This is a genomic window from Citrobacter sp. Cpo030, from assembly GCF_030333005.1.
Classification (GTDB): Bacteria; Pseudomonadota; Gammaproteobacteria; order Enterobacterales; family Enterobacteriaceae; genus Citrobacter; species Citrobacter portucalensis.
This window is the reverse complement of record NZ_JAOWGT010000043.1, coordinates 73,057-97,980: the sequence shown is the minus strand read 5'-3', so window position 1 is coordinate 97,980 and position 24,924 is coordinate 73,057. Positions and strand designations below refer to the sequence as shown.

Genomic DNA, 24,924 nt, shown 5'->3' with positions numbered 1-24,924 from the left:
TATTTATCTCTAATTCATCCACGCAAAGAACCCATTTCCCACATGCAGTGCATATTAAAAGTAGATACCGTCACGCCATCTTCTCTTTCTGGTGACGGACTACCATGGCTAAATCCACTACATCTACACCGCATGATGCCGTTTTTAAAAAGATAATGTCTTACCCTGAGATGGCTCGGGATTTTCTGGATATACACCTTCCCATCGCATTACGTGAGATATGTGATTTACAAACGCTGAAGCTGGAGTCCACCAGTTTTATCGAACAGGATCTCCGCGCATACTACTCCGACGTAGTGTGGTCACTAAAAACCCGCGAAGGCCTGGGCTATATTTATTGTGTTATTGAACATCAGAGTACCGCGGTACCGCATATGGCATTTCGCCTGATGCGTTATGCCACCGCGGCGATGCAGCATCATCTTGATGCCGGGAATAAAACGCTGCCGCTGGTGATCCCCATGCTGTTTTATCACGGTCAACAAAGTCCCTATCCCTGGTCGCTCAACTGGCTGGATGAATTTGATAATCCGCAACTGGCACGACAACTGTATTCAGAGGCTTTTCCGCTGGTCGACATTACCGTAATACCTGACGATGAAATCGCGCAGCATCGCAGGGTTGCGCTGCTTGAGTTGATGCAAAAACATATCCGCGATCGTGACTTAATGGGGTTAGTGGATCGACTGGTCTCGCTATTAGTTACAAGCACTGCTAATGACAGCCAGCTACAAACGCTATTTAATTACCTGCTACGGTACGGCGACGTTTCTCGCGTCAGCGAGTTTATCCGCGAAGTTGCCGAACGATCCCCCCATCACAAGGAGAAGCTGATGACAATTGCAGAGAGACTCAGGCAAGAAGGCCACCAAAATGGACTGCAAGAAGGGATACAGCAAGGGTTAGAACAAGGGGTGCAAAAAGGTACGCAAGAAGAAGCCTTACGTATCGCTCACATAATGCTGGAACAAGGTATTGATCGTGATTTAGTTCAGTTAATTACCGGGCTATTGCCTGGCGATACCACCGCATGAGCCAGATTGGGAAGGCATTTAGCCTTCCCAATCAATAATTAAATCGTCAACGACTCAACCACTTCGATCCAGCCGTGTTCGCTAGCGATATCCTGATTGTTAAGCCAGCGGCGCAGCATATTTAGCGCCATCATCGCGCACACTTCCTGACGAATCGCCAGGCTGTAGCGATTTGCATTCAGCCTTACGCGCAAGGCGTGTGTCCCATCAGGCGTGGCCAGCGCAAAGTTAATATGTTCGTTTTCGAAAGCCGATATCGCGAGTGCCAATCCAGCATAATGTTTGCTGCATCGTTCGGTTATCCAATGCGCCGTTTGCGCCAGCGTTTCTTCCTGAGGCGGAACCACTTCACTCGCCAACAGTGGCGCATTCGCACGAGAAAGCTGCAATGCCACCAGACCACCGGTGAATTGTTCGCTCAGCGTCAGGCTGAATTGCCGTTCTTGCAACGTGCGGGCGATTTGCGCGGGTAAGCCTTCCGTACCTTCAAAAATCATATTCTGCCCGGCAACCCGCTTAACTTCTGGCCACAGCGCCAGCATCGCTTCCCGTTGGGAATCCGGACCGGTCAGCTTCAGCTCAATAATTGGCATTGAGGAGCGATAACCCATTGTTACTCCCGGAGGCAACGGGAGCGGATCCAGACTCTGCGCCAGGTCGCTTTCAGAACGGCCAAAGGTGGTTAATCGCAGGCATAACGGGGGCTGAGCCAAAGAGAAACGCTCACGCAAACGAGGCAGGATCTCATGCTCCACCATGACTTTGAATTCTGACGGTACACCTGGTGTAAAGAACATCAGGCAGCGGTTAAGCTTCAGGGCGAACCCACACGCGGTACCCACCGGATTATTGATAAACTCAGCGCTGGCCGGAAGTTCAGCCTGTTTGCGGTTGCTTGGCGCCATCACGCGGCCACGATCGCGGAAATATCGCTCCATCTCGGCCAGCCATGCTTCATGCAGCACCAACCCTTCGCCTTTTGCCGTTGCCGCTGCCAGCGCGCTCAAATCATCGCTGGTAGGTCCCAGACCGCCATTAACGATCAGTACATCGGCGTGCTCGCTACGCTCACGCAAAACGGCAACCAAATCGTTAAGATTGTCACCTACCGTGTTGCGGCGTGTTAGCGGTAAACCCTGATTAAAGAAAAAATCGGCCAGCCAGGCGGCATTAGTGTCGACGATTTGTCCGTGCAACACTTCATCCCCGGTGGATAGCATCTCCACGTTTAACATCGTGTTCTCCTGCTTTTATGATGAAAACACTATAACGCATGGAGGGGGGAAGGCGCGACTGAACGCCGCGCCAGAAATGTTAGAAGCTGGCGTTAACCCCAACGTACGGGCCATCAGCAATCGCGTTATCACGGTTGCCATCTTTGCCTGCCAGGTTTAGGTAACGATAACCGGCTTCGATGCTCAGCGGACGCATAATGGTCAGACGCGCACCGGCATTCGCTTCTTCATAGCTGTCGATACCGCTGGAAAGTGAATCAGGAGAGTAATAATACTCACCAAACAGACGGAAGCTATCGCCAATCGGCCATTGTAAACCACCACCGACAGCGGCAGCATAGCCTTCATCGCCATCATTTGGATTGGTATAAATACCTTTACCACCAACGGTCGCCATCAGCGGCCCCAGTGGGATATTCAGACCTAAACCCAGCCCGGCAACATCACCGTCGTCATCGTTATGCATCCAGTTACCGCTGACAGCCAGACCGGTGGTCTCAGTGCCCATACCGAATCCCAGGTTGGTGTAGTCTTCACCAGCCTGGCCGCTGATGCTAATCGCGTTCGCCGACGCGGAAACAAACAGCATTCCGGCAAAACCCAACATTAAACTTTTTTTCATTTTCTATCCTTTCCAGCAAGAATCAAAACATAGCCCCAAAACCGATGAATTGTACTGTCAGATGACGAGGAATCAATGAGCTAAAAAAGCGATGCAATGACATATTGTAACTAAATACTACTCACAAGATTTGTTAAAGGTTAAATTCTTGTGCCAATTACACAGATGAACGTCCCAGAACGTCATTTTCAACAAACATCCTGATTTCCCTGCCAAAGCGCTCTTAATTGCCAATGAAACATTTTTTCTGCCGCCAGCAAAAGGTAAGATGAGCACATGATGGAATTTTTCTATACCTCCCCCACAAGGACTCGAATGATGCGCCAAAGAACGATTGTTTGCCCATTAATTCAAAACGATGGCTGCTATTTACTCTGCAAAATGGCTGATGACCGCGGTGTGTTTCCCGGTCAGTGGGCGCTTTCCGGTGGCGGTGTTGAACCGGGTGAACGTATTGAAGAAGCTCTGCGCCGTGAAGTGAGGGAAGAGCTGGGCGAACAACTGGTGTTATCAGAAATTACCCCCTGGACCTTCAGTGATGATATTCGCACTAAAACCTATGCTGATGGCAGTCAGGAAGAGATTTACATGATTTATCTCATCTTCGATTGTGTGGCGGCGAATCGTGAAGTGAAGATTAACGAAGAGTTCCAGGCATTCGCCTGGGTTAAACCGGAAGATCTCGGTGCCTACGATTTAAATATCGCCACGCGTAAAACGTTAACCTTGAAAGGGTTACTGTAGGTTATCATTTTAATAACGGCATATAATTAACATTCCGAATAGCGGCATTGTACTCATAAACTTATAGCAAACAGCAATGCCGCAAAAACAGAAAAAATAATTTAATTTCATCAAGATAAATAAAAATCACCTCTATTTATCCGTCTATCCCAAACCTTAAACTCTTAAGGATAAATTAACCTTCAGTCATTAACCTTTATAGCCTGATGAAATAATTAACGACGCCCCTGTTTATCACTAAAAATAAAGCTTTGGTGGCGTTAAATGGCTTGAAGGAATAATGATGTCTGACTTTTTGCCTTTCTCTCGCCCGGCAATGGGTGCTGAAGAACTTGCCGCAGTGAAGGCAGTTCTGGACTCTGGGTGGATAACCACCGGCCCGAAAAATCAACAGCTGGAAGAAGCCTTCTGTCAGCTCACAGGAAATCAACACGCCGTCGCCATCTGCTCCGCCACGGCGGGTATGCACATCACGCTGATGGCATTGGGCGTAAGCGCAGGCGACGAGGTCATAACGCCGTCGATGACGTGGGTTTCTACCCTCAACATGATTGTCCTGCTGGGGGCAACGCCCGTCATGATCGATGTCGACCGCGATACGCTTATGGTCACACCTGAGCAAATTGAAGCCGCTATCACCCCACGAACCAAAGCCATTGTTCCGGTACATTACGCTGGCGCTCCCGCCGACCTCGACGCGATTTATGCCATTGGCGAGTGTTATGGCATCCCGGTAATAGAAGATGCAGCCCATGCCGTAGGGACATTGTATAAGGGCCGTCATGTCGGTGCTCGCGGTACGGCAATCTTCTCGTTTCACGCTATTAAAAATATCACCTGTGCGGAAGGTGGACTGATCGTTACCGACGACAGCCAGCTCGCTCAGCGGCTTCGCAGCCTGAAGTTTCACGGTCTGGGCGTTGATGCTTTTGATCGACAAACCTACGGCCGGGCACCACAAGCCGAAGTGCTTGCACCTGGATACAAATACAACCTGACGGATATCAATGCCGCTATTGCGCTGGTACAGCTGAATAAGCTGGAGCAACTGAACTCACGCCGGGCGCAAATTGCCCAGCACTATCAACAAGCGCTGGCTGATACGCCATTTCAACCGCTGGGCCTGCCCCAATGGTCGCACGTTCATGCCTGGCACTTATTCATCATTCGAGTTGACGAAACGCGCTGCGGGCTGAGCAGAGATGTCCTGATGGAAGCGCTGAAGACCAAAGATATCGGCACCGGTCTGCATTTTCGTGCGGCCCATACGCAAAAATATTATCGCGAACGCTTCACTACCCTTTCGCTCCCAAATACTGAATGGAACAGCGCGCGCATCTGCTCGCTGCCGTTATTCCCAGACATGACTGAAGCGGATACCCAGCGGGTCATTACGGCGCTTCGCGAGATCGCAGGACAATAACCATGTTTGAAGCTGCACCAATCAAAAAAGTCTCGGTGGTCATTCCCGTTTTTAATGAACAGGAAAGCCTGCCAGAGTTAATCAGACGCACCAGCGCCACCTGCGAGAAATTGGGCAAAGACTATGAAATTCTGCTCATCGACGACGGCAGCAGCGACCGTTCCGCTCAGTTGATGATGGACGCCTCTCAGGCACCGAACAGCCATATTGTCTCTATTTTACTGAATCGTAATTACGGACAGCACTCGGCGATTATGGCCGGTTTCAGCCATGTCACCGGAGACTTGATCATCACGCTGGATGCCGATTTGCAAAACCCGCCGGAGGAGATCCCACGGTTGGTCGCCACCGCAGATGAAGGCTTCGATGTGGTAGGCACGGTACGCCAGAACCGTCAGGACAGCGTATTTCGTAAGACCGCCTCACGAATGATCAACCATCTGATACAGCGCACCACCGGCAAAGCAATGGGTGATTACGGCTGCATGCTACGCGCCTATCGCCGTCACATCGTCGATGCCATGCTGCATTGCCAGGAGCGCAGCACCTTTATCCCTATTCTGGCCAACATTTTTGCCCGTCGCGCCACGGAGATCCCGGTACATCATGCAGAGCGTGAATTTGGTGACTCCAAATACAGCTTCATGCGTCTGATCAACCTGATGTATGACCTGGTAACTTGCCTTACCACAACACCGCTTCGCATGCTAAGCCTGTTGGGCAGCGTGATCGCCGCCACGGGCTTTACCTTATCAGTCCTGCTTGTTGTTCTGCGCCTGACGCTCGGCCCACAGTGGGCAGCGGAAGGGGTATTCATGCTGTTTGCCGTCCTGTTTACCTTTATCGGCGCACAGTTTATTGGCATGGGTTTACTCGGCGAATATATCGGTCGCATCTATAACGATGTCCGCGCCCGCCCCCGCTATTTTGTTCAACACGTTATTCGCCCACAAACCACGCAGTCAACCGAGGAAAACCGCGCATGAAAGCCGTCGTATTTGCCTATCACGATATGGGATGTCAGGGTGTCCAGGCCTTGTTGGATGCAGGTTATGAAATCGCTACCATTTTTACGCACACAGACAATCCGGGTGAAAAAGCGTTTTTTGGATCTGTTTCCCGCCTCGCGGCCAGCGCCGGTATTCCGGTTTACGCCCCAGACGAGGTTAATCATCCCCTGTGGGTTGAGCGCATTAGCCAACTGGCGCCGGATGTTATCTTCTCATTCTACTATCGCCATTTACTGAGTGATGAGATCCTCAGTCTTGCCCCTAAGGGCGCATTTAATCTGCACGGCTCGCTGCTGCCGAAATACCGTGGTCGCGCCCCGCTGAACTGGGTATTGGTCAATGGCGAAACCGAAACCGGCGTCACGCTTCACCGCATGGTCAAACGCGCGGATGCCGGTGCCATTGTTGCCCAGCAGCGCGTTGCTATTTCACCAGATGATGTGGCGTTAACGCTGCACCATAAGCTGTGCCAGGCAGCGCGTCACCTGCTGGAAGAGGCGCTGCCCGCGATTAAAACAGGAGATTATGCAGAACTCCCCCAACAGGAAGCAGATGCTACCTGTTTTGGTCGCCGTACGCCGGAAGATAGCTTCCTCGACTGGTACAAAGCTGCCGCGGAGTTACATAACCAGGTCCGCGCCGTCAGCGATCCGTGGCCGGGCGCATTTAGCTATGTTGGCACACAAAAGTTCACCGTCTGGTCATCGCGCGTTTGCACAAACGACATTGCGGCCCAGCCGGGCACCGTCATCTCCGTGTCTCCTTTACTGATCGCCTGTGTCGATGGTGCACTGGAGATTATTACCGGACAAGCTGGCGATGGTATTGCAATGCAGGGTTCACAACTGGCGCAAGTTCTGGGTCTGGTGCCAGGTTCTCGCCTGAACAGCCAGTCAGTGACCACCAGCAAACGCCGTACTCGCGTACTGATCCTCGGCGTTAACGGCTTCATTGGTAACCATCTGACCGAGCGCCTGCTACAAGAAGATAATTACGAAGTGTATGGACTCGATATTGGCAGCGACGCCATTGGGCGTTTCCTGCAACATCCGCGATTCCATTTCGTCGAAGGTGATATCAGCATTCACTCCGAATGGATTGAATATCATGTGAAAAAATGCGACGTTGTGCTGCCGCTGGTGGCGATCGCAACGCCTATCGAATATACCCGCAACCCGCTGCGCGTATTTGAGCTCGATTTTGAAGAAAACCTGAAAATCATTCGTTACTGCGTGAAATACCGCAAGCGCATCATTTTCCCGTCAACCTCCGAAGTCTACGGCATGTGTACCGACAAAGTCTTTGATGAAGACAGTTCGAATCTGATCGTCGGTCCGGTCAATAAACCACGCTGGATCTACTCCGTATCCAAGCAGTTACTGGACCGTGTTATCTGGGCGTACGGCGAAAAAGAGGGATTGCGCTTCACCCTGTTCCGCCCGTTTAACTGGATGGGACCGCGTCTGGACAGCCTTAACGCCGCGCGTATCGGCAGCTCACGCGCCATTACACAGCTGATCCTCAACCTCGTGGAAGGTTCACCGATTAAGCTGATTGAAGGCGGTAAGCAAAAACGCTGCTTTACCGACATTCGCGATGGTATCGAAGCTCTGTACCGCATCATTGAAAACGAAGGCGGCCGCTGTGACGGTGAGATTATCAACATCGGTAATCCGCAGAACGAAGCAAGTATTCAGGAACTGGCAGAAATGCTGCTTTCCTGCTTTGAAAAACATCCGTTGCGTAACCACTTCCCGCCGTTTGCCGGTTTCCGTGACGTCGAAAGCAGCAGCTACTACGGTAAAGGTTATCAAGACGTTGAGCATCGTAAGCCTAACATTCGCAATGCAAAACGCTGCCTGAACTGGGAACCGACCATTGAGATGCAGGAAACGGTAGAAGAGACGCTGGACTTCTTCTTACGCAGTGTGGATATCACGGAACACACATCATGACCAAAGTAGGCTTGCGTATTGATGTCGATACATTCAGGGGAACGCGCGAAGGCGTGCCCCGCCTGCTGGAGACATTAAACCGACATAACGTTCGGGCAAGTTTTTTCTTTAGCGTTGGGCCTGACAACATGGGGCGCCATCTCTGGCGTCTTGTGAAGCCGCAATTTCTGTGGAAAATGCTGCGTTCAAACGCAGCATCGCTCTACGGATGGGATATTTTATTGGCGGGAACCGCATGGCCGGGAAAAGAGATTGGCCAGGCCAACGCGGCAATCATTGCACAAACCGCCCAGATTCATGAAACCGGTTTGCATGCCTGGGATCATCACGCCTGGCAGGCACGAAGCGGAAACTGGAATGACAAACATCTGATTGATGATATTTCGCAAGGCATCACCGCACTTGAAGCCATCATCGGTCAGCCAGTCTCCTGCTCTGCCGTTGCCGGATGGCGTGCCGACAACCGTGTCGTCCATGCCAAAGAAGCATTCCATCTGCGCTATAACAGTGACTGTCGGGGAACGTCGTTATTTCGTCCGGTGCTGGAATCCGGGAAAACGGGGACGCCACAAATTCCCGTCACCCTACCAACATGGGATGAGGTGGTTGGTCAGGAGGTCCAGGCGGTGGACTTCAACTCTTATATCCTCTCCCACATCCAGATGAGCAGAGGAACACCGGTGTACACCATTCATGCGGAAGTTGAAGGCATCGCCTTTCATCAGAATTTTGACGAGCTGCTTACTCGCGCCGCGGACATGGGGATGACATTCTGCCCGCTTGGCGAGCTGTTACCTGACGACATCAGTACACTGCCGTTAGGACAGATCGTACGTGGAAAAATACCCGGCAGAGAGGGATGGCTCGGCTGCCAACAACCGTTGAGTGTGACACAATGAAATCTGCTGCCCGCTACACTCTGGCATTTATCGCTTTAATCGCACTGTATTTTATTTTACCTATCAACAGCCGTATGCTCTGGCAGCCTGATGAAACGCGCTATGCTGAAATCAGCCGGGAAATGCTCAACTCTGGTGACTGGATCGTTCCACACTTTTTAGGGCTGCGTTATTTTGAAAAACCGATTGCCGGATACTGGTTGAACAGCATCGGACAATGGTTGTTTGGCGCCAATAATTTTGGCGTCAGAGCGGGGGCTATTTTTGCCACTTTGATGACGGCGCTACTGGTAGCCTGGCTTGCCATGCGTCTGTGGCAGGATAAGCGTACCGCCGTACTCTCCTCCGCTATCTTTTTAACGTTTTTTTCGGTTTACAGCATCGGCACCTACGCGGTACTTGATCCCATCATTGCGCTTTGGCTGATGGCGGGCATGTGCTGTTTTTGGGAAGGCATGCAGGCCACCACCAGAACACGCAAAATCATCGCTTTTTTGCTGCTTGGGCTGACCTGCGGTATGGGTGTAATGACCAAAGGTTTTCTGGCACTCGCCGTCCCTGTGCTTAGCGTATTACCATGGGTTTTTGCACAAAAGCGTTGGAAAGACCTCATTCTCTACGGTCTGCTGGCGGTGATCGGCTGCATCGCGATCGTACTACCGTGGGGTATAGCGATTGCGCAACGCGAGCCGGATTTCTGGCATTACTTCTTCTGGGTTGAACATATTCAGCGCTTTGCGCAGGATGATGCCCAGCATAAGGCCCCTGTCTGGTACTACATTCCGGTATTGGTGGCAGGTGCATTACCGTGGCTCGGGCTGCTCCCCGGCGCGCTGCGTACGGGCTGGCGTGAGCGGGATGTTCCGCGCAGCGCGCTGTACCTCTTAAGCTGGATTATCATGCCAATCCTGTTTTTCAGCATCGCGAAAGGAAAACTGCCAACCTATATTCTTTCCTGCTTCGCGCCGCTGGCGATATTAACGGCGCGCTTCGGCCTGCAGGCTGCGGAAAAAGGTTCGACCGCGCTACGCGTGAATGGTTGGATCAACGTTTTGTTCGGTGTGATCGGTATTATCGCCACGTTTATTGTTTCCACACTGGGTCCATTGAAGACACCGGTCTGGTCGCATATCGAAACGTATAAGGTTTTTTGTGCATGGGGCATCTTTATCATCTGGACGCTTTTTGGCTGGTATACGCTAAATAACCGCGAGAAGAACTGGAAATTCGCAGCACTATGCCCATTAGGGCTGGCGCTGTTATTTGGCTTCTCCATTCCTGACCGGGTGATGGAATCTAAACAGCCGCAGTTTTTTGTCGAGATGACCAAAGAATCGCTGGAGCCGAGCCGTTATATTCTCACCGACAGCGTTGGCGTCGCTGCGGGACTGGCCTGGAGCCTGAAGCGCGACGACATCATGATGTACGGACAAACGGGCGAGTTAAAATATGGCCTCAACTACCCGGATGCCCAGGGTCGCTTTGTCAGCCGGGAAGGCTTTTCCGACTGGTTAGCGCAACATCGACAGCAAGGAAACATTACGCTCGTGCTCTCGATTGATAAGAATGAAGATATTAATCAACTTGCCATCCCTCCCGCTGACTACATTGATAATCAGGGGCGTCTGGTCCTGATTCAGTATCGGCCCAAATGATCTGGATAGCCTTAGTCCTCGCCAGCCTGCTCAGCGTCTGCGGCCAGCTATGCCAGAAGCAGGCGACCCGACCGGTGTCTGTTCGTGCGCGAAAACGCTACATTACGCAATGGATTGGGCTTGCTCTGGCAAGCCTCGGCCTGGCCATGCTGCTATGGCTGGCGGTTTTACAAAACATTCCTGTCGGTATTGCCTATCCCATGCTGAGCCTTAACTTTGTCTGGGTTACTCTCGCCGCATGGAAAATCTGGCGCGAACCCGTAACAACCCGCCACTGGCTGGGCGTTGGGCTGATCATTACCGGCATATTTATTCTTGGGAGTGCAGTGTAATGGGCGTATTTTGGGGATTATGTAGCGTGATGATCATCTCTATCGCCCAGTTGAGCCTCGGCTTTGCGATGGATAATCTGCCGCCAATACTGCAGCCGCTGGCGTTCATCTCTGCCGTATTCTCTGTCAGTATCGGAGCGTTTGCTTTATATGCCGGATTGACAGGGTATTTACTGTCAGTGATTTGCTGGCATAAAGCCCTACACCAACTCGCGCTGAGCAAAGCCTATGCCCTACTCAGCCTGAGCTATGTGCTGGTGTGGGTTGCCTCAATGATCCTGCCCGGCTGGCAGGGAACATTTTCAGTGAAAGCGCTGGCAGGGGTACTGTGCATCATGGCAGGGCTAATGACGATTTTTCTGCCTTCACGCAAACACCAACCCTGAGATTACTTATCTTCAGACTGTCGTAACAGACGTTCCCATTCATCACAGATGTACTGTCTGGCATCAATTACCTTAATGACCCGGGATTTATCGCGGTTAATACAATACTGTGCATCCTTCAGCGGTGAAAGGAGATCGCCGGGCTTAACCCGCTCGGAAGATTGCGCCTCAGCAAGCATCTTTAGCGAACCACCGCTATCGCAAAGTACGATATAGAGCTTCCCTGCTTTTTTGTGACAGCAAGACTTCTTCACATGCCATTCCATAGCGCACCTTTTGTTAATAAATTTCACAATAAGTTACACTTTAGCAGGTAAACAAAAAGACAATAGCTGCGGAATGACAAAAACGAGAAATACTGTTAATGTTTTCTTAATGTTAATGATGAAGTACTTACCCAATCCAATAACGCACGGCGCGAAATTTTAATTCCTCCAGCTTTGAGCTCGGGCGGCAATGTTAGCCAACATACCGGCTGCTGAAAGCGGGCCAGCTTATCTTTTACCCACACTGCGAGATTAGTTTCTCCAGCATTAGCGTCATACTCAATGACCGCCACCGGGCGATGGCCAAACTCTTTGTCTTCTATCGGCACAATAAAGGCTTGTAGAACATGCGGATGCGCTGCAATCACGCGTTCCACTTCTTCCGGCTGTATACCTTCCCCGCCGCTAAAAAACAGATTATCCATACGACCGACAATCGTTAACTTGCCGTCCTTTAGCATGCCGCGATCGCGGGTTGCAAACCAGCCTTCCGCGTTCACTAAAGGAATAAGCTGTCCGTTACGCCAGTAACCTTGCGCCATGCTGGCAGCCCGTAGCCAGACTTCATCATCAACGATTCTGACTTCTCTGCCTGCCAGAGGGGAACCCACATCTGCCAGACCATCCGCCTCTTTCGCACAGACCGTAGAAGCAAACTCCGTTAATCCGTAACCGCACCAGCAACGAATCCCTTGCTCGCGCGCTTGCTCCGTCAATTCAACAGGAATTGCAGCGCCGCCCAGCAGTACCGCTTTGAGCGTGACTGGCATGTTGTTGACCAGCAAGCGCCACAGCTGCGTGGGCACCAGTGAAGCGTGGGTACATCCAGCCAGCATTTGCTCCAGCGGCTGCTTGTCGCGCACGGTCATTCGCGCTCCGGCGAACAACCAGCGCCACAAAATACCCTGGCCGGAAACATGAAACAGCGGCAGCGAGAGCAGCCAGTCATCCTCAGCACCAAACGGCATTAATGACAGGACGCCCTGCGCGCTTGCCAGATGCGCCTGACAGGTATGAACAGCCGCTTTTGGCAATCCGGTAGAACCTGAAGTTAACGTCATCGTGCTCAAACGTTCAGGCAACCACGCTGCGGCGTGATCGCCTGGCAATGGCTGCATCTGCAACGGGCTGAGTTCCGGAAGTGCGATAGCGGCCTCCAGATCCAGCGCAAAACGTAGCGTTAAGTCCGGGATCAGCGCATCAAGCAGCGGCTGAGGCAACTGTGGGTTCACAGGTAAAACCCGCGCCCCACATTGCAGCAGCGCGAGCCAGGCCAGCAAAGCGCGCGGATGATTCCACGCGCGAAGCAGAACACCATCGCCATCTTCCACGCCCTGAGCGGCAAAACCGCAGGCCAGCTGATCTACACGTGTGCAGAGAGCGCTCCAGCTTAATACCTCATCGTTGAGGCGTAAGGCTGGCACCTTCGCACGAACCTGTCGCCAGTGACGCCACGGCCAGTCACCCGGTTGTACCAAGCCCGATAAGCTCACGCTATCGGACCTTTCCTGCTGGGTCATAGCAGACGTTCCAGCGCATCAACGTCGATACACGGCAACGTGCTACCCGGCCAGGTGCGAACCTGCTGGCACTGCATCAGGCTCAGGGTATCCAGACCCGGAATGGTCTGCGGCGTTAACCATGCGGCAATTCGCGCCAGCTGGGTTAAGCCCAGACTCGACTCGATTGACGAACTGATAACGGCAGTAAGACCAAGCGCATGTGCCGCAGCCACCTGTTCACGGACTTTATCGAGACTGCCGGTCAGCGTAGGTTTGATAACAACGGCCTTGACGCCTTCTTCGGCTTCGAAGGTGAAATCCGCTTCACGCAGGCTTTCATCCCAGGCGATGGCAATGCCGGTTTCACGCGCGAAGGCACGGGAGTCGTCGCGGGTTTTGCACGGTTCTTCGAGGAAGGCAATGCGTCCGCGATACTCCGGATTAACGTATTTCGCGAACTGCTGAGCTTTCAACGGCGTCCAGGCCCGGTTGGCGTCAAGTCGCAAATGCAGCTCCGGGATCGCCTCAAGCAGCAGATTGGCTACCATGCCGTCGCGGACCGCTTCATACAGACCGACCTTGATCTTCGCCACTTTTTCGCCCGGCATGTCCGCCAGTTGTAGCACCAGATCGTCAGGATCGCCCGTGCACAGCGGCGCAGCACGATAGTCCGCGTCCTGTGGCAATACGCCAGTCAGTTCGGCCAGCGCACAGCTTACGCCAAAGGCGACCGAAGGCAGTTGCGGTAAGGAGTCATCCCCTTGCAGCCAGCCTTTCACCCAGGCCAGCAGCTCGGTTTGCGCCTCTTCCCAGCTTTCCTGACTGAAGCCCGGCAGCGGGGAGATCTCTCCCCACCCTTCGCGCTCACCGTCACGAAGACATACGTACAACCCGTCACGCGTTTTTAACCGCCTGTCGCGCAGAATCACCCCCGCGTCCATGGGGATCTGCCAGCGGTATACCTGCGCGCTACGCATTACGGATTCCGTTTGAATTTGCTGAAATCAGGCTGACGTTTTTGGTTAAAGGCGTTACGGCCTTCCTGACCTTCTTCCGTCATGTAGAACAGCATAGTGGCGTTACCTGCCAGCTCCTGCAGACCAGCCTGACCATCACAGTCGGCGTTCAGTGCGGCTTTCAGGCAGCGCAGCGCCATTGGGCTGTTTTGCAGCATTTCACGGCACCAGCGTACGGTCTCTTTTTCCAGATCCGCCAGCGGAACCACGGTGTTGACCAGACCCATATCCAGCGCCTGTTTCGCATCGTACTGACGGCAAAGGAACCAAATTTCACGCGCTTTTTTCTGACCGACGATGCGCGCCATGTAGGAAGCGCCCCAACCGCCGTCAAAGGAACCGACTTTCGGGCCGGTCTGACCGAAAATAGCGTTTTCAGCCGCAATGGTCAGGTCACACATCATGTGCAGCACATGGCCACCGCCAATGGAGAAACCTGCAACCATCGCTACTACCGGTTTCGGACAGGTACGAATCTGGCGCTGGAAGTCCAGTACGTTCAGGTGATGCACACCGGAGTCATCCTGATATCCGCCGTAGTCACCACGCACTTTCTGATCGCCGCCTGCGCAGAACGCTTTGTCGCCAGCACCGGTCAGAATAATTACGCCGATGTTGTCATCATAGCGAGCATCCGCCAGCGCCTGGATCATCTCTTTCACGGTGACCGGACGGAAGGCATTGCGTACCTGCGGACGATTAATGGTGATTTTTGCGATACCGTCGGTGGATTTCTCGTAAAGAATGTCGGTATAGCCTTCAGAGCAATCGTGCCATTCTACCGGTGCGTAAAGCATTGTTTCATCAGGATAGATCATAAAATGTCCTATAGTCAGCGACGCAGAATCTGAGCCAGACAGTCCACCACGCCCGCGGGGTTGTCCCGATGCGCGTTGTGTCCGGCATTACGAATCACATGGTTTGGTACTGATATTTCCGCCGCCAGAGCGCGGAATTTATCGTCACGTTCACCACATAAATAATAAAACGGAAATGTGCGCGTCGTGAGTTGCGCACGTAAATCAGGTTGTACGGCAAGCGAGGTGGCCTCCAGCATTGCCGCCAGCGTTTGTCCATTATTCTGGCTACGCAGAGCGACCAGCGCCTCTCTTTGTGCCGCGTTCAGCGAGGAAAATACGGGCTGTTGATACCAGTCATGAAACACCTCACGTAGCGGCTCTGCGCGAAAACGCGCGGCCCAGCGGCCATCCGAGAGACGGCGTTGCTCGCGCGCCTCTTCGCTTTGCAAACCGGGATGTCCACCTTCAACCACCAGACCACACAGCCCTGGCATCTCCTGACAGGCCGCCATCATCGCGACTCTGCCGCCAAGAGAGTATCCCATCAACCAGTAGTTAAGTATGTTGTAACTAAGTAAGGTATTACGCAGCAAAACTTTTACGTCATCGAATCCGCTCACGCTGATGTCAGCGGAGCCACCGTGTCCCGGCAGGTCGATGTATAGCCGCGAATAATCCTGAAACGCTTCGCCGACCGTCTGCCATTCCTGGCAATCACCAGAGAAACCGTGCAGGAAAACCAGCCAGGGAAACCCCGTCTGCCCCTCTTTCGCCTGCGCATGCAGGATCATAGGTGACTTACCTGCGCCAGCAGTTGCTGCAAGGTTTGCGCCCCGTCAGTTTCGTTCACCACCAGCTCAATCACCGTGGCCGCAGGTGTACGCCACGCGTTAGTCAACGCGCTCTCCAGCTGCTCCCAGTTTTCCGGGCGCTGGTATTTAAGGTTAAACATGGCGGCAGCATGCTCGAAATGTACGTTCTGCGGCATCAGATAGAACCGTTCGCGTTCGCTGGCTGGCGTCGGCAGCAGGGAAAAAATCTGCCCGCCGTTATTATTGACCACTATCAGGACAAACGGCGCGGATACCTGGCGCAATAATGCCAGCGCATTCAGGTCATACAATGCAGATAAATCGCCAACAATCGCCAGCGTCGATTTCGCGCTGGCACGCTGTACACCAGCTGCCGTTGACAGCAGGCCGTCAATACCGCTCGCGCCACGGTTGCTATAGACCGGGTAACCAGCCGGAAGCTGCGACAGCGCATCAATCAGGCGCACCACCAGACTGTTACCCACGAACAGCTGGCCCTGCTCCGGCAAGTAGTCGCGGATACGGTGGGCTAGTTGCGCTTCACCAAACGCCTCGCGACGGGCTTCTACCGCCTGCCAGGCCTGTTGCGCCAGACGAGGGATCTCAATACACCAGGGCTGACGTTTCTCCGCCGGATGTAGCTCCAGCCAGTCGCCAACTTTCGCTACCAACCTGCGGCCGCGATGATGGGCCGGATCGAGGCGGCCTTCGATATTATCGACAATCCAGTATTCCTGCGGATCGCAGCTGGCCTGCCATTGCAGCAGACGTTTTCCGGTCAGGCTGCTACCAAGCTGCACCACAATCTGCGCCTGCTGCAATTCAGCTACAGCTTTCGCATTTCCCAGCCACAGGTCGGCGCACGGCAGCGGTTGTCCGGTTTGCGACAGAACATCGCCAATCAGCGGCCAGCCTAATGTCTGCGCCCACTGCGCAACCTTCTTACCTTCTTCCGCGCTCATGCGACCGGCAATGACTACGCCGCGTTTTTGTCGCCAGAAAAACCAGTCGCGCTGTTTGTCGCTTTCCAGCCGACGCGCTTCTCGCAGCCAGGGTTTATCGTCCTGCCACCAGTCGCCGAGGCGCTGCTGCCAGGCAATCCCCGTTTCGTCCATATCGCCATACAGCGGTTCCGCAAACGGGCAATTGATATGAACCGCCCCGCTATGCAGGGCAGCTAACGCATTATCAATAGTGGACACCAGCCAGCTTGCCGGAATGTCCTGAGTCGGACGCGGTAAAGAGAGCGTTTGCGATGGATGCGAGGCAAACATTCCGGCCTGACGAATCGCCTGGTTCGCGCCACAGTCGATAAGCTCTGGCGGTCGGTCTGCCGTAAGTAAAATCAGTTTTTCACCGGTCAGGCCCGCTTCAATCAACGCGGGATATAAATTCGCCACCGCGGTACCGGACGTCACAATCACGGCGACAGGCTGCCGGCTGACTTTTGCCAGACCTAAAGCCAGATGCCCAAGACCGCGCTCGTCAAAATGGGTGTGGTGGATGAATGCGGGGTTTTCCGCTGCCGCCAGCGTCAACGGTGTAGAACGAGAGCCAGGGGCAATGCAGACATGCCTGACGCCGTGGCGAGTGAGAGCTTCCAGAATGACCGCCGCCCAGCGTCGGTTAAATGCGCTTACTGACATGAGATTGTCCGGTATCAATATTGCGACACAGTATAGAGAATCGAATAAATGGATTTTTGATATGAATCGGAAATATACACGAAATCACTATCCTTCCATCTGTAATAAAGTACGTAACCCTGCCGCTTTATTGTCTATTTCTTGCCATTCCTGCTCAGGATCTGAGCCACGTACAATCCCTGCCCCGGCATACAGGCGTACCACGTTTGCGCTAATTTTCGCCGAACGCAATGACACACAAAACTCGCTTTGGCGCAAAGAAAGATAACCCGCTGAACCGGCATACCACTCTCGTTCAAAGGGTTCATTTTGTTGGATGAACTCACGCGCCAGCTCACGCGGAATACCGGCAACGGCCGCCGTGGGCTGGAGCTGCATCAGGCAAAGCGTATCGTCGGCCTGATTCAGTTCCGTCCAGATGCAACGGCGCAGGTGCTGCACTTTACGCAGCCTGAGCACCTGCGGTGGCAGCACATCGAGAGTTTGCGTACAGCCTTGTAGCCGCTGGCAAATATCTTCGACCACCAGCATATTCTCGCGCTGGTTTTTGTCATCTTTCATTAGCCAGTCGCCCAATTGCCAGGCCCGATGATCCTCAGGGTGATTGGCCACAGTTCCGGCCAGCGCCTCGGTGCGCAGCGCCGTATCACGTCGTCGATACAGACGTTCAGGAGAAGAGCCAAGAAAAGCGGTGTCGGCGGAGAATGCCATAAAGAAATGGTAGCAGTTCAGATTTAAGCGACGGCTGGAAGCCATCACGGCAGCGGCATTAACCGACTGAGAAAACTGTAAATCGGTCGCCCGCGCCAGCACGACCTTATCGAGGTCTTCTCCTGCGATCGTTTGAGTAGCGAGTTTTATCAGGTCTATCCAGCCAGCTTTCTCCGGCCAGTGCTGTTCTCCCGTCAAATTCAAACGCAATGCAGGGAGCGGTTTTACGGGAGCAAGCGATGAGATGAAGGCGATCGCTTGTGCAGCGTCTTCACGTAGCGACACGTCGCTATAGAGATGTAAGCGTAAGCTCGCCACTCCGGCACAACGTCGCCACTCCAGCCGCGGCAGCAGTAAATTGCCACGCTGAGGCTCAAAGGCATTCAGGCCCCAGATGCGCAGGTCGGGATGATTATCATGCTGATGTAAAAATTGCTGGGCTGATTCCAGCGAGGAAAATGCGGCGACGGCCCCTAATACGGCGGCTTCTTCATCGCCGTTACGCTGCTGCCAGTAAAACTGGGGCCAGACGGGTTGACTGGCCAGCCATCCTAAAGCGTCAAACGCATCATTCAGTGGGAAAGGTATATCGTAAATACGAATTCCAGGTGCTGCTGGCATCTCTTGCGATAAATGACGCATCAGACTTTCCAGCGCAGTAGTGATTGAATGCACGCGGACCTCTCCCTGTTAAAAACCTCTCATTATACGGGGTACTGAGCAGAAAAAGCAGTACCCCCAGTTAGGGAGTACGTACAAATGCGATGACAGAACGGAATTTATCGCCGCGCTAACAATAATCCCATCACTAAACCGACTGTGGCGCCAACGCCGATTCCGCGCCAGGGTTTTTCGTGCACATAGTCATCCGCCCGACAAACGGCTTTTTTCGCACGGTAATAGTAGCTATCAGAAGCATGGCTGACGCGATTTCTCACCTCTTCTAACGCCCGCTCTGCCCGCGCTTTTAACTCAAGGTATTTTTGATCTGCTGGGTCGCCAGAAGAACGCAGCACCTCTTCCAGCGTTTCGCTTAATAATTCCAGATCATCATCGATACGTGATTCATAAGAATGAAAAGACATTATATTCTCCCTTTCTATTGACGTACCCGCTAACTATAGACAACCTGGACTGATTGCGCCTGTTTACGCCTGATGTGCTTCCCGCGCCATTCCGACGTGTGGAATACCATCTTCGTCATAGATATCCGTCACCGGAACAAAGCCAAAGCGCGCATAGAACGATTGCAGATGCGCCTGCGCGCCCAGATACAACGCCTTGTGTGGCCAGTGTTGCACGCAGGATGCCAGCGTCTGGGCCATTAGCTGTTGCCCCAGTTTTTCACCACGCAGCGCTTCGCTTACAATCACCCGACCAATCACTACCGGCTCCAGCTCGTCATCGCTTTTCAGAATCCTCGCATACGCCACCAGCTCATCGTTATGCCAGCCCAGAATATGCCGATTCTCTCCGGCCAGGTCATCGCCATCCACATCCTGGTACGGACACTGTTGCTCAACTACAAACACCGCGCATCGTAGCTGAAGTAGTGCGTACAGTTGTTGGGTACTCAGCTTTGCATGGTGGAGATCTTGCCAGTGAATCATTGTCTGCCCCTATGTTGTGATAACCTGAACACCCTGCCTTATTGATGGCGAAAAGTGTAACGCAAAGATGGAATTACTATTTTTAGGCACGTCTGCGGGAGTCCCCACGCGCTCACGCAATGTAACGGCAATTTTACTGAATCTGCAACACCCGACTCAGGCGGGGCTGTGGCTTTTTGATTGCGGCGAAGGGACGCAGCATCAGATGCTCACCACGCCTTTCAATCCAGGAAAACTCGATCGTATTTTTATCAGCCATCTGCACGGCGATCACCTGTTTGGTTTACCGGGGCTACTGTGCAGTCGCTCAATGGCCGGCAATGTCCAGCCTCTGACGCTCTACGGGCCAAAAGGGTTGCGAGAGTTTACCGAAACCGCATTGCGTCTGAGCGGCTCCTGGACCGATTATCCGCTGGATATTGTGGAAATTACCGCGGGTGAGATTGTGGATGACGGCCTGCGAAAAGTAACGGCGTACCCGCTGGCGCATCCGCTGGAATGCTACGGTTTTCGCATTCAAGAGCACGATAAACCGGGTGCGCTTGACGCCAATGCCCTGAAGGCGGCAGACGTTAAAGCGGGCCCGTGGTTTCAGGATTTGAAAGCCGGAAAAACCATCGTGCTGGAGGATGGTCGAGCGATTAACGGTGCCGATTTTCTTTCCCCGCCCACCAGGGGAAAATCAGTCGCTATTTTCGGTGACACAGGACCCTGCGCGTCCGCCATTGAACTGGCTCGAGGTGTAGATGTCATGGTACACGAAACCACGCTGGAGGCGTCAATGGAGGAAAAAGCAAACAGTCGCGGGCACAGCTCAACCCGACAAGCCGCACAGCTGGCGCTGGATGCCGGAGTGGGACGTCTGATAATGACCCACGTTAGCTCACGCTACGATGAAAAAGGCTGCCAGCGCTTACTCGCAGAGTGCAAAACAATATTTCCAGACACGGCACTGGCTCACGATTTCGCCATTTTCAGCGTTTAACGCTCTATTTTTCCGCCTCAGTGCCGATAACAGTGGAAAGGCTGGCTTTCACACTGAGGACAGGATGAACAATTTCCAGAAAGATATTGATGACAGGACAAACCTAACCCTGTCTAACCGTTTTGAACTGCTGCTGTTTCGCCTCGGCAAATCTGTTGAGGAGCAGAAATCAGAGCTGTTTGGCATCAACGTATTCAAGCTACGTGAAATCGTGCCGATGCCGACCTTTACGCGTCCGGCGGGTATGAAGGCCCCGTTACTGGGTATGGTTAATATTCGCGATCAGGTGATCCCGGTGATTGACCTGCCCGCCGTTGCGGGCTGTAAGCCAGAGACCGGACTCAACATCCTGTTGATCACAGAATATGCCCGCAGCGTCCAGGCGTTTGCTGTGGAGTCAGTGGAAAACATTATGCGCCTGGACTGGCAACAGGTGCATACCGCCGAGAAAGCCGTTAATGGTCGCTATATCACCAGTATCGCTTGCCTGGACGACAACAAAGAGACCAACAACCTGGCGTTGGTGCTCGACGTTGAGCAGATCCTGTACGACATCGTACCAGCGAACCACGACCTGCGCGCAACCGATCTTAAAACCAATAAATTCAACATCACGCCGGGTGCGGTGGCGATTGTGGCTGATGATTCCAAAGTGGCCCGCGCCATGCTGGAAAAAGGGCTTAACGCCATGGAGATCCCGCATCTGATGCATGTAACAGGTCAGGATGCGTGGGAAAAAATACAGCAGCTTTCCGCAGAAGCGCAGGCGGAGGGCAAGCCAATCAGTGAGAAGATCGCCCTGGTGCTCACCGATCTCGAAATGCCGGAGATGGACGGTTTTACGCTTACCCGTAAGATAAAAACCGACGAACGTCTGAAGAAAATCCCGGTCGTTATCCACTCTTCGCTTTCCGGTAGCGCGAACGAAGATCACGTTCGCCGAGTAAAAGCGGATGGCTACGTGGCCAAATTCGAAGTCAATGAGCTTTCTTCAGTGATCCAGGAAGTGATGGATCGCACAGCGAAAGGCATCAGCGGTCCGCTGGTGAGCCGTCAGCTATTAAACTGACCGTATTTCACACATAAAAAAACCCGCCAAGGCGGGTTTTTTCGTTTCTGCATTTCGTTTACATCAGCGGAGTCGCTAACTGCACAATGCTGATCAGCGGTTGTGGGTAAATACCCAGCACCAGAACCAGCAGGGCAGAAATCAGCACTACGATACCGCCCGCGCTGTACTGCCAGTTAGACGGCGCATCACGGTTCAGCTGTTGCGGTGCGCTCAGGTACAGGCTCACGGCAACGCGCAGGTAGTAGTACAAACCAATCGCGGAACCGACCACCACAGCGGCAACCAGCCACCACAGGTTAGCCTGCACACCGACGGCCAGTACGTAGAACTTACCTATAAAGCCCAGCGTCATCGGGATACCTGCCAGAGACAGCATCATCACCGTCATCACTGCCGCGAGGATCGGACGATGCCAGAACAGACCACGGTAGGAGAACAGAGAGTCCGCATCCGGGCCGCGGTACGGGCTGGACATCAGGCTGACCACACCGAACGCGCCGAGGCTGCTGAACAGGTAACCGGCCAGGTAAACGCCAACCGCTTCCATCGACATCTCGCCGCTCTGCAGAGCAATCAGCGCCACCAGCAGGTAACCGAGGTGAGAGATAGAAGAGTAACCGAGCAGACGTTTAATATTGGTCTGGCTCAGCGCCATCAGGTTACCGAAGATGATGGAAGCAAAGGCAATTACGCCCAGTACGATACGTACCGCTTCGCTATCCCCTACCGGGGCGTACAGGAACAGACGCATCACCACGCCGAAGATAGCGATTTTGCTCGCCGTCGCCAGGAAGGTGGAAACCGGAGCAGGAGCACCCTGGTATACGTCTGGGGTCCACAGGTGGAACGGAACCAGCGAGAGCTTAAAGCCGAGGCCAACAATCATCAGACCGAAGCCAGCCAGCAGCAGCGGTTCGTGCAGCATGCCGTCGCCGAGGCTCTTACCGAGTGCAACAAACGACAGATTTCCAGACTGCGCGTACACCAGCGCCATACCGAACAGCAGGAAGGAAGACGCTGCGGCAGACAGAATGGTGTATTTGATACTGGCTTCCAGCGAACGTTTCTGACGGAACGCATAGCCAACCAGACCAAACAGCGGCAGAGAGATCAGCTCAATACCAAGGAACAGCGCCGCCAGATGGTTAGCGTTAGCCAGCAGAATACCGCCAAGTGCGGCAATCAGCACCAACAGGTAGAACTCTTCCCGGTTGTCATCGTAGCCTTCCAGCCACGGGTAAGCGAAGGTACAGGTGGCAAGACTCGCCAGTAGCACCAGCCCGGTGTAGAGCATGGCGAAACCGTCAACCCGCATCAGCGGGGTGACGTCCATGGCGCCCGCCTGGCCAACAAACCAGAGCGAAACCAGCGCGGCGTTAAGCCCAATGACCGACAGCGTGGCATTGAGGAAGTGATTGCGTCGCCACGCAATGGAGAGCATCACAACCACCACCGTCAAGCCGACGATCAGCAGCGGTAGCAGCGCAATCAGGTGTTGTGGAGTTATTGTCATGGCGATTTACGGCCTTGTAGTAGTAACGGAATTAACAAACCACTGCTGGATGTTGCTCATCGCAGAATGCGAGGTATCCAGAATCGGCTGCGGATAGAAGCCAAGCAGTACCAGAAGCACGACCAGCAACAGGATGATAAACAGCTCACGCAGCGACATCCCTGGCAGTTCAACACTGGCAATCTGGCTCTTCGCTTTACCGAAGTAAGCGCGATGCAGCATCGCCAGCGAGTAAACAGAGGCAAACACCAGACCAAAAGTCGAGATCACGGTAATGACCGGAACCACCTGGTAGCTGCCGAACAGAATCATAAATTCGCCAACGAAGTTACCTGTACCCGGCATACCCAGCGTACACACTGCGAAGAACATCGACAGCGCAGGCAACCATTTCATTTTGCCCCACAGGCCGCCCATCATACGCATATCACGCGTGTGCAGACGTTCGTACAGCTGACCACACAGAATGAACAGACCGGCTGCGGACAGACCGTGCGCAATCATCTGGATAACAGCACCCTGGTACGCCAGCTGGCTGCCGGTGTAGATAGCAATCAGTACGAAGCCCATGTGCGATACGGAGGTGTAAGCGATCAGACGTTTGATATCGTACTGATTAAAGGCCATCCACGCGCCATAGAAGATACCGATAACGCCCAGCCACATTGCGATAGGTGCAAACTCCGCCGACGCGTTCGGGAACAGCGGCAGAGAGAAGCGCAGCAGACCGTAAGCCGCGGTTTTCAGCAAGATCCCCGCCAGGTCAACGGAACCTGCCGTCGGCGCCTGGGAGTGCGCATCCGGCAACCAGCCGTGCAGCGGAACCACCGGCATTTTCACCGCGAAGGCGATGAAGAAGCCCAGCATCAGCAGATATTCCACACCGTGGGACATCGGGGTATTCAGCAGCTCTTCATAGTTGAAGGTCCACACACCGGTCGCTTTATAGTGCACAAACACCAGCGCCAGGATGGCAATCAACATCACCAGACCACTCGCCTGGGTATAAATGAAGAACTTGGTCGCCGCCGTGATACGCGTTTTACCGTCAGAGGCTTTATGCCCCCACAACGCGATCAGGAAGTACATCGGCACCAGCATCATTTCCCAGAAGAAGAAGAACAGGAACATGTCGATGGCAAGGAACACGCCGATCACGCCGCCTAAGATCCACATCAGGTTCAGATGGAAAAAGCCCTGGTATTTTTCGATTTCATTCCAGGAGCAAAGTACCGCCAGAACACCGAGCAGACCGGTCAGCACTACCATCAGCAGCGACAGACCGTCGATAGCCAGATGAATAGAGATGCCAAAACGTGGGATCCACGGCAGAACAAATTCAGACTGCCACTGCGGAATGCCAGCGGATTGCGTCAGTGAATAGCCGCCCTGCAACCACAGTTGCAGGCCAAGCGCCAGCGTCAATCCCATGGTAATCAGCGCGATCCAGCGCGGCACCTTCACGCCAAAGCGTTCGGTCTGCCAGCACAGGAAGCCACCGATAAAGGGAATTAATATTAGCCAGGGTAGTAACATGGCGATCTTTATTCCTTGTTAAAGTCCCATCAGGACCTGATTTTCAACGAATTCTCAAAACAGAAAATTCACTTCGGATTGCGGCTTTTTTTGCCCGGTGGCGCGAACGCTTACCGGGCCTACAGATTCCCGTAGGTCGGATAAGCGCCAGCGCCATCCG

Annotated in this window: 24 protein-coding genes; 11 read left to right on the top strand and 13 right to left on the bottom strand. The window is 53.4% G+C overall.

Going from position 1 to position 24,924, the window contains the following annotated elements:
• The first annotated feature begins 104 nt into the window (after positions 1-104).
• Positions 105-1,034, top strand: coding sequence for an Rpn family recombination-promoting nuclease/putative transposase (locus OGY37_RS02945; RefSeq protein WP_286547768.1), 930 nt, complete (start codon positions 105-107; stop codon positions 1,032-1,034).
• Positions 1,035-1,072: 38 nt separating this feature from the next.
• On the opposite strand, the gene OGY37_RS02940 is transcribed toward OGY37_RS02945, so the two are convergent.
• The gene (locus OGY37_RS02940) at positions 1,073-2,269 is read right to left on the bottom strand and encodes a nicotinamide mononucleotide deamidase-related protein YfaY (protein ID WP_286620036.1); all 1,197 of its coding nucleotides are present in this window, start codon (positions 2,267-2,269) and stop codon (positions 1,073-1,075) included.
• A 79-nt stretch (positions 2,270-2,348) separates the two neighbouring features.
• Positions 2,349-2,891, bottom strand: coding sequence for a YfaZ family protein (locus OGY37_RS02935; RefSeq protein WP_286615076.1), 543 nt, complete (start codon positions 2,889-2,891; stop codon positions 2,349-2,351).
• A 318-nt stretch (positions 2,892-3,209) separates the two neighbouring features.
• On the opposite strand from OGY37_RS02935, the gene nudI reads away from it, so the two are divergent.
• The 8 genes from nudI (at position 3,210) to arnF (ending at position 11,295) form a co-directional block, all read left to right on the top strand.
• Positions 3,210-3,635 (top strand): nucleoside triphosphatase NudI, encoded by a 426-nt coding sequence (gene nudI, locus OGY37_RS02930; protein WP_125112762.1) that lies wholly within the window; start codon positions 3,210-3,212, stop codon positions 3,633-3,635.
• 283 nt (positions 3,636-3,918) lie between these two features.
• Positions 3,919-5,058: a UDP-4-amino-4-deoxy-L-arabinose aminotransferase gene (gene arnB / locus OGY37_RS02925; protein ID WP_286620034.1), complete on the top strand. Its 1,140-nt coding sequence runs from the start codon at positions 3,919-3,921 to the stop codon at positions 5,056-5,058.
• 2 nt (positions 5,059-5,060) lie between these two features.
• Positions 5,061-6,044, top strand: a complete 984-nt coding sequence (arnC, locus tag OGY37_RS02920) for an undecaprenyl-phosphate 4-deoxy-4-formamido-L-arabinose transferase (RefSeq protein WP_003834699.1) — start codon at positions 5,061-5,063, stop codon at positions 6,042-6,044.
• A complete protein-coding gene (gene arnA, locus OGY37_RS02915) occupies positions 6,041-8,023 on the top strand; it encodes a bifunctional UDP-4-amino-4-deoxy-L-arabinose formyltransferase/UDP-glucuronic acid oxidase ArnA (protein ID WP_149384764.1) in 1,983 nt (660 codons plus the stop codon). The genes arnC and arnA overlap by 4 nt, the downstream gene beginning before the upstream one ends.
• Positions 8,020-8,922 carry a 4-deoxy-4-formamido-L-arabinose-phosphoundecaprenol deformylase gene (arnD, locus tag OGY37_RS02910; protein ID WP_286620032.1) on the top strand — a complete coding sequence of 301 codons (903 nt, stop codon included), beginning with the start codon at positions 8,020-8,022 and terminating at the stop codon, positions 8,920-8,922. The genes arnA and arnD overlap by 4 nt, the downstream gene beginning before the upstream one ends.
• On the top strand, positions 8,919-10,577 hold the full coding sequence (gene arnT, locus OGY37_RS02905) for a lipid IV(A) 4-amino-4-deoxy-L-arabinosyltransferase (RefSeq protein WP_286620030.1): 1,659 nt from the start codon (positions 8,919-8,921) through the stop codon (positions 10,575-10,577). Before arnD ends, arnT begins: the two co-directional genes overlap by 4 nt.
• A complete protein-coding gene (gene arnE / locus OGY37_RS02900; RefSeq protein WP_003834709.1) occupies positions 10,574-10,909 on the top strand; it encodes a 4-amino-4-deoxy-L-arabinose-phosphoundecaprenol flippase subunit ArnE in 336 nt (111 codons plus the stop codon). Before arnT ends, arnE begins: the two co-directional genes overlap by 4 nt.
• Positions 10,909-11,295 (top strand): 4-amino-4-deoxy-L-arabinose-phosphoundecaprenol flippase subunit ArnF, encoded by a 387-nt coding sequence (arnF, locus tag OGY37_RS02895; RefSeq protein ID WP_286620027.1) that lies wholly within the window; start codon positions 10,909-10,911, stop codon positions 11,293-11,295. The genes arnE and arnF overlap by 1 nt, the downstream gene beginning before the upstream one ends.
• A 2-nt stretch (positions 11,296-11,297) precedes the next feature.
• On the opposite strand, the gene pmrD is transcribed toward arnF, so the two are convergent.
• The 9 genes from pmrD to OGY37_RS02850 form a co-directional block, all read right to left on the bottom strand.
• Positions 11,298-11,561, bottom strand: a complete 264-nt coding sequence (pmrD, locus tag OGY37_RS02890) for a signal transduction protein PmrD (RefSeq protein WP_003834715.1) — start codon at positions 11,559-11,561, stop codon at positions 11,298-11,300.
• A 95-nt stretch (positions 11,562-11,656) separates the two neighbouring features.
• Entirely contained in the window at positions 11,657-13,081 is a 1,425-nt protein-coding gene (gene menE, locus OGY37_RS02885; RefSeq protein WP_286620026.1) for an o-succinylbenzoate--CoA ligase, read from the bottom strand.
• On the bottom strand, positions 13,078-14,040 hold the full coding sequence (menC, locus tag OGY37_RS02880; protein WP_125112629.1) for an o-succinylbenzoate synthase: 963 nt from the start codon (positions 14,038-14,040) through the stop codon (positions 13,078-13,080). Before menC ends, menE begins: the two co-directional genes overlap by 4 nt.
• Positions 14,040-14,897 carry a 1,4-dihydroxy-2-naphthoyl-CoA synthase gene (menB, locus tag OGY37_RS02875; protein ID WP_003027671.1) on the bottom strand — a complete coding sequence of 286 codons (858 nt, stop codon included), beginning with the start codon at positions 14,895-14,897 and terminating at the stop codon, positions 14,040-14,042. The genes menC and menB overlap by 1 nt, the downstream gene beginning before the upstream one ends.
• A gap of 14 nt (positions 14,898-14,911) precedes the next feature.
• Entirely contained in the window at positions 14,912-15,670 is a 759-nt protein-coding gene (gene menH / locus OGY37_RS02870) for a 2-succinyl-6-hydroxy-2,4-cyclohexadiene-1-carboxylate synthase (RefSeq protein WP_126317648.1), read from the bottom strand.
• Positions 15,667-17,337 carry a 2-succinyl-5-enolpyruvyl-6-hydroxy-3-cyclohexene-1-carboxylic-acid synthase gene (menD, locus tag OGY37_RS02865; RefSeq protein ID WP_008785340.1) on the bottom strand — a complete coding sequence of 557 codons (1,671 nt, stop codon included), beginning with the start codon at positions 17,335-17,337 and terminating at the stop codon, positions 15,667-15,669. The genes menH and menD overlap by 4 nt, the downstream gene beginning before the upstream one ends.
• An 87-nt stretch (positions 17,338-17,424) precedes the next feature.
• Complete coding sequence (gene menF, locus OGY37_RS02860; protein WP_057066387.1) at positions 17,425-18,723, bottom strand: isochorismate synthase MenF; 1,299 nt, start codon at positions 18,721-18,723, stop codon at positions 17,425-17,427.
• Positions 18,724-18,827: 104 nt separating this feature from the next.
• Positions 18,828-19,133, bottom strand: coding sequence for a stress response protein ElaB (gene elaB / locus OGY37_RS02855; RefSeq protein ID WP_003027683.1), 306 nt, complete (start codon positions 19,131-19,133; stop codon positions 18,828-18,830).
• A gap of 63 nt (positions 19,134-19,196) precedes the next feature.
• The gene (locus OGY37_RS02850; protein WP_003834735.1) at positions 19,197-19,658 is read right to left on the bottom strand and encodes a GNAT family N-acetyltransferase; all 462 of its coding nucleotides are present in this window, start codon (positions 19,656-19,658) and stop codon (positions 19,197-19,199) included.
• 67 nt (positions 19,659-19,725) lie between these two features.
• Between OGY37_RS02850 and rbn the strand changes: the two genes are divergently transcribed.
• Both rbn and OGY37_RS02840 read left to right on the top strand, forming a co-directional pair.
• Positions 19,726-20,643 carry a ribonuclease BN gene (rbn, locus tag OGY37_RS02845; RefSeq protein ID WP_126317645.1) on the top strand — a complete coding sequence of 306 codons (918 nt, stop codon included), beginning with the start codon at positions 19,726-19,728 and terminating at the stop codon, positions 20,641-20,643.
• A 64-nt stretch (positions 20,644-20,707) separates the two neighbouring features.
• Positions 20,708-21,712: a chemotaxis protein gene (locus tag OGY37_RS02840; protein ID WP_003834740.1), complete on the top strand. Its 1,005-nt coding sequence runs from the start codon at positions 20,708-20,710 to the stop codon at positions 21,710-21,712.
• A 58-nt stretch (positions 21,713-21,770) separates the two neighbouring features.
• On the opposite strand, the gene nuoN is transcribed toward OGY37_RS02840, so the two are convergent.
• The gene (gene nuoN / locus OGY37_RS02835; protein ID WP_003027689.1) at positions 21,771-23,228 is read right to left on the bottom strand and encodes an NADH-quinone oxidoreductase subunit NuoN; all 1,458 of its coding nucleotides are present in this window, start codon (positions 23,226-23,228) and stop codon (positions 21,771-21,773) included.
• A gap of 6 nt (positions 23,229-23,234) precedes the next feature.
• On the bottom strand, positions 23,235-24,764 hold the full coding sequence (gene nuoM / locus OGY37_RS02830; protein ID WP_003027692.1) for an NADH-quinone oxidoreductase subunit M: 1,530 nt from the start codon (positions 24,762-24,764) through the stop codon (positions 23,235-23,237).
• Positions 24,765-24,924: the final 160 nt, after the last annotated feature.

Excerpts from the sequence above, each read along its gene's own strand:
- OGY37_RS02945 (WP_286547768.1), top strand. The coding sequence starts at position 105 with ATGGCTAAATCCACTACATCTACACCGCATGATGCCGTTTTTAAAAAG.
- OGY37_RS02940 (WP_286620036.1), bottom strand. The coding sequence starts at position 2,269 with ATGTTAAACGTGGAGATGCTATCCACCGGGGATGAAGTGTTGCACGGA.
- OGY37_RS02935 (WP_286615076.1), bottom strand. The coding sequence starts at position 2,891 with ATGAAAAAAAGTTTAATGTTGGGTTTTGCCGGAATGCTGTTTGTTTCC.
- nudI (WP_125112762.1), top strand. The coding sequence starts at position 3,210 with ATGCGCCAAAGAACGATTGTTTGCCCATTAATTCAAAACGATGGCTGC.
- arnB (WP_286620034.1), top strand. The coding sequence starts at position 3,919 with ATGTCTGACTTTTTGCCTTTCTCTCGCCCGGCAATGGGTGCTGAAGAA.
- arnC (WP_003834699.1), top strand. The coding sequence starts at position 5,061 with ATGTTTGAAGCTGCACCAATCAAAAAAGTCTCGGTGGTCATTCCCGTT.
- arnA (WP_149384764.1), top strand. The coding sequence starts at position 6,041 with ATGAAAGCCGTCGTATTTGCCTATCACGATATGGGATGTCAGGGTGTC.
- arnD (WP_286620032.1), top strand. The coding sequence starts at position 8,020 with ATGACCAAAGTAGGCTTGCGTATTGATGTCGATACATTCAGGGGAACG.
- arnT (WP_286620030.1), top strand. The coding sequence starts at position 8,919 with ATGAAATCTGCTGCCCGCTACACTCTGGCATTTATCGCTTTAATCGCA.
- arnE (WP_003834709.1), top strand. The coding sequence starts at position 10,574 with ATGATCTGGATAGCCTTAGTCCTCGCCAGCCTGCTCAGCGTCTGCGGC.
- arnF (WP_286620027.1), top strand. The coding sequence starts at position 10,909 with ATGGGCGTATTTTGGGGATTATGTAGCGTGATGATCATCTCTATCGCC.
- pmrD (WP_003834715.1), bottom strand. The coding sequence starts at position 11,561 with ATGGAATGGCATGTGAAGAAGTCTTGCTGTCACAAAAAAGCAGGGAAG.
- menE (WP_286620026.1), bottom strand. The coding sequence starts at position 13,081 with ATGACCCAGCAGGAAAGGTCCGATAGCGTGAGCTTATCGGGCTTGGTA.
- menC (WP_125112629.1), bottom strand. The coding sequence starts at position 14,040 with ATGCGTAGCGCGCAGGTATACCGCTGGCAGATCCCCATGGACGCGGGG.
- menB (WP_003027671.1), bottom strand. The coding sequence starts at position 14,897 with ATGATCTATCCTGATGAAACAATGCTTTACGCACCGGTAGAATGGCAC.
- menH (WP_126317648.1), bottom strand. The coding sequence starts at position 15,670 with ATGATCCTGCATGCGCAGGCGAAAGAGGGGCAGACGGGGTTTCCCTGG.
- menD (WP_008785340.1), bottom strand. The coding sequence starts at position 17,337 with ATGTCAGTAAGCGCATTTAACCGACGCTGGGCGGCGGTCATTCTGGAA.
- elaB (WP_003027683.1), bottom strand. The coding sequence starts at position 19,133 with ATGTCTTTTCATTCTTATGAATCACGTATCGATGATGATCTGGAATTA.
- OGY37_RS02850 (WP_003834735.1), bottom strand. The coding sequence starts at position 19,658 with ATGATTCACTGGCAAGATCTCCACCATGCAAAGCTGAGTACCCAACAA.
- rbn (WP_126317645.1), top strand. The coding sequence starts at position 19,726 with ATGGAATTACTATTTTTAGGCACGTCTGCGGGAGTCCCCACGCGCTCA.
- OGY37_RS02840 (WP_003834740.1), top strand. The coding sequence starts at position 20,708 with ATGAACAATTTCCAGAAAGATATTGATGACAGGACAAACCTAACCCTG.
- nuoN (WP_003027689.1), bottom strand. The coding sequence starts at position 23,228 with ATGACAATAACTCCACAACACCTGATTGCGCTGCTACCGCTGCTGATC.
- nuoM (WP_003027692.1), bottom strand. The coding sequence starts at position 24,764 with ATGTTACTACCCTGGCTAATATTAATTCCCTTTATCGGTGGCTTCCTG.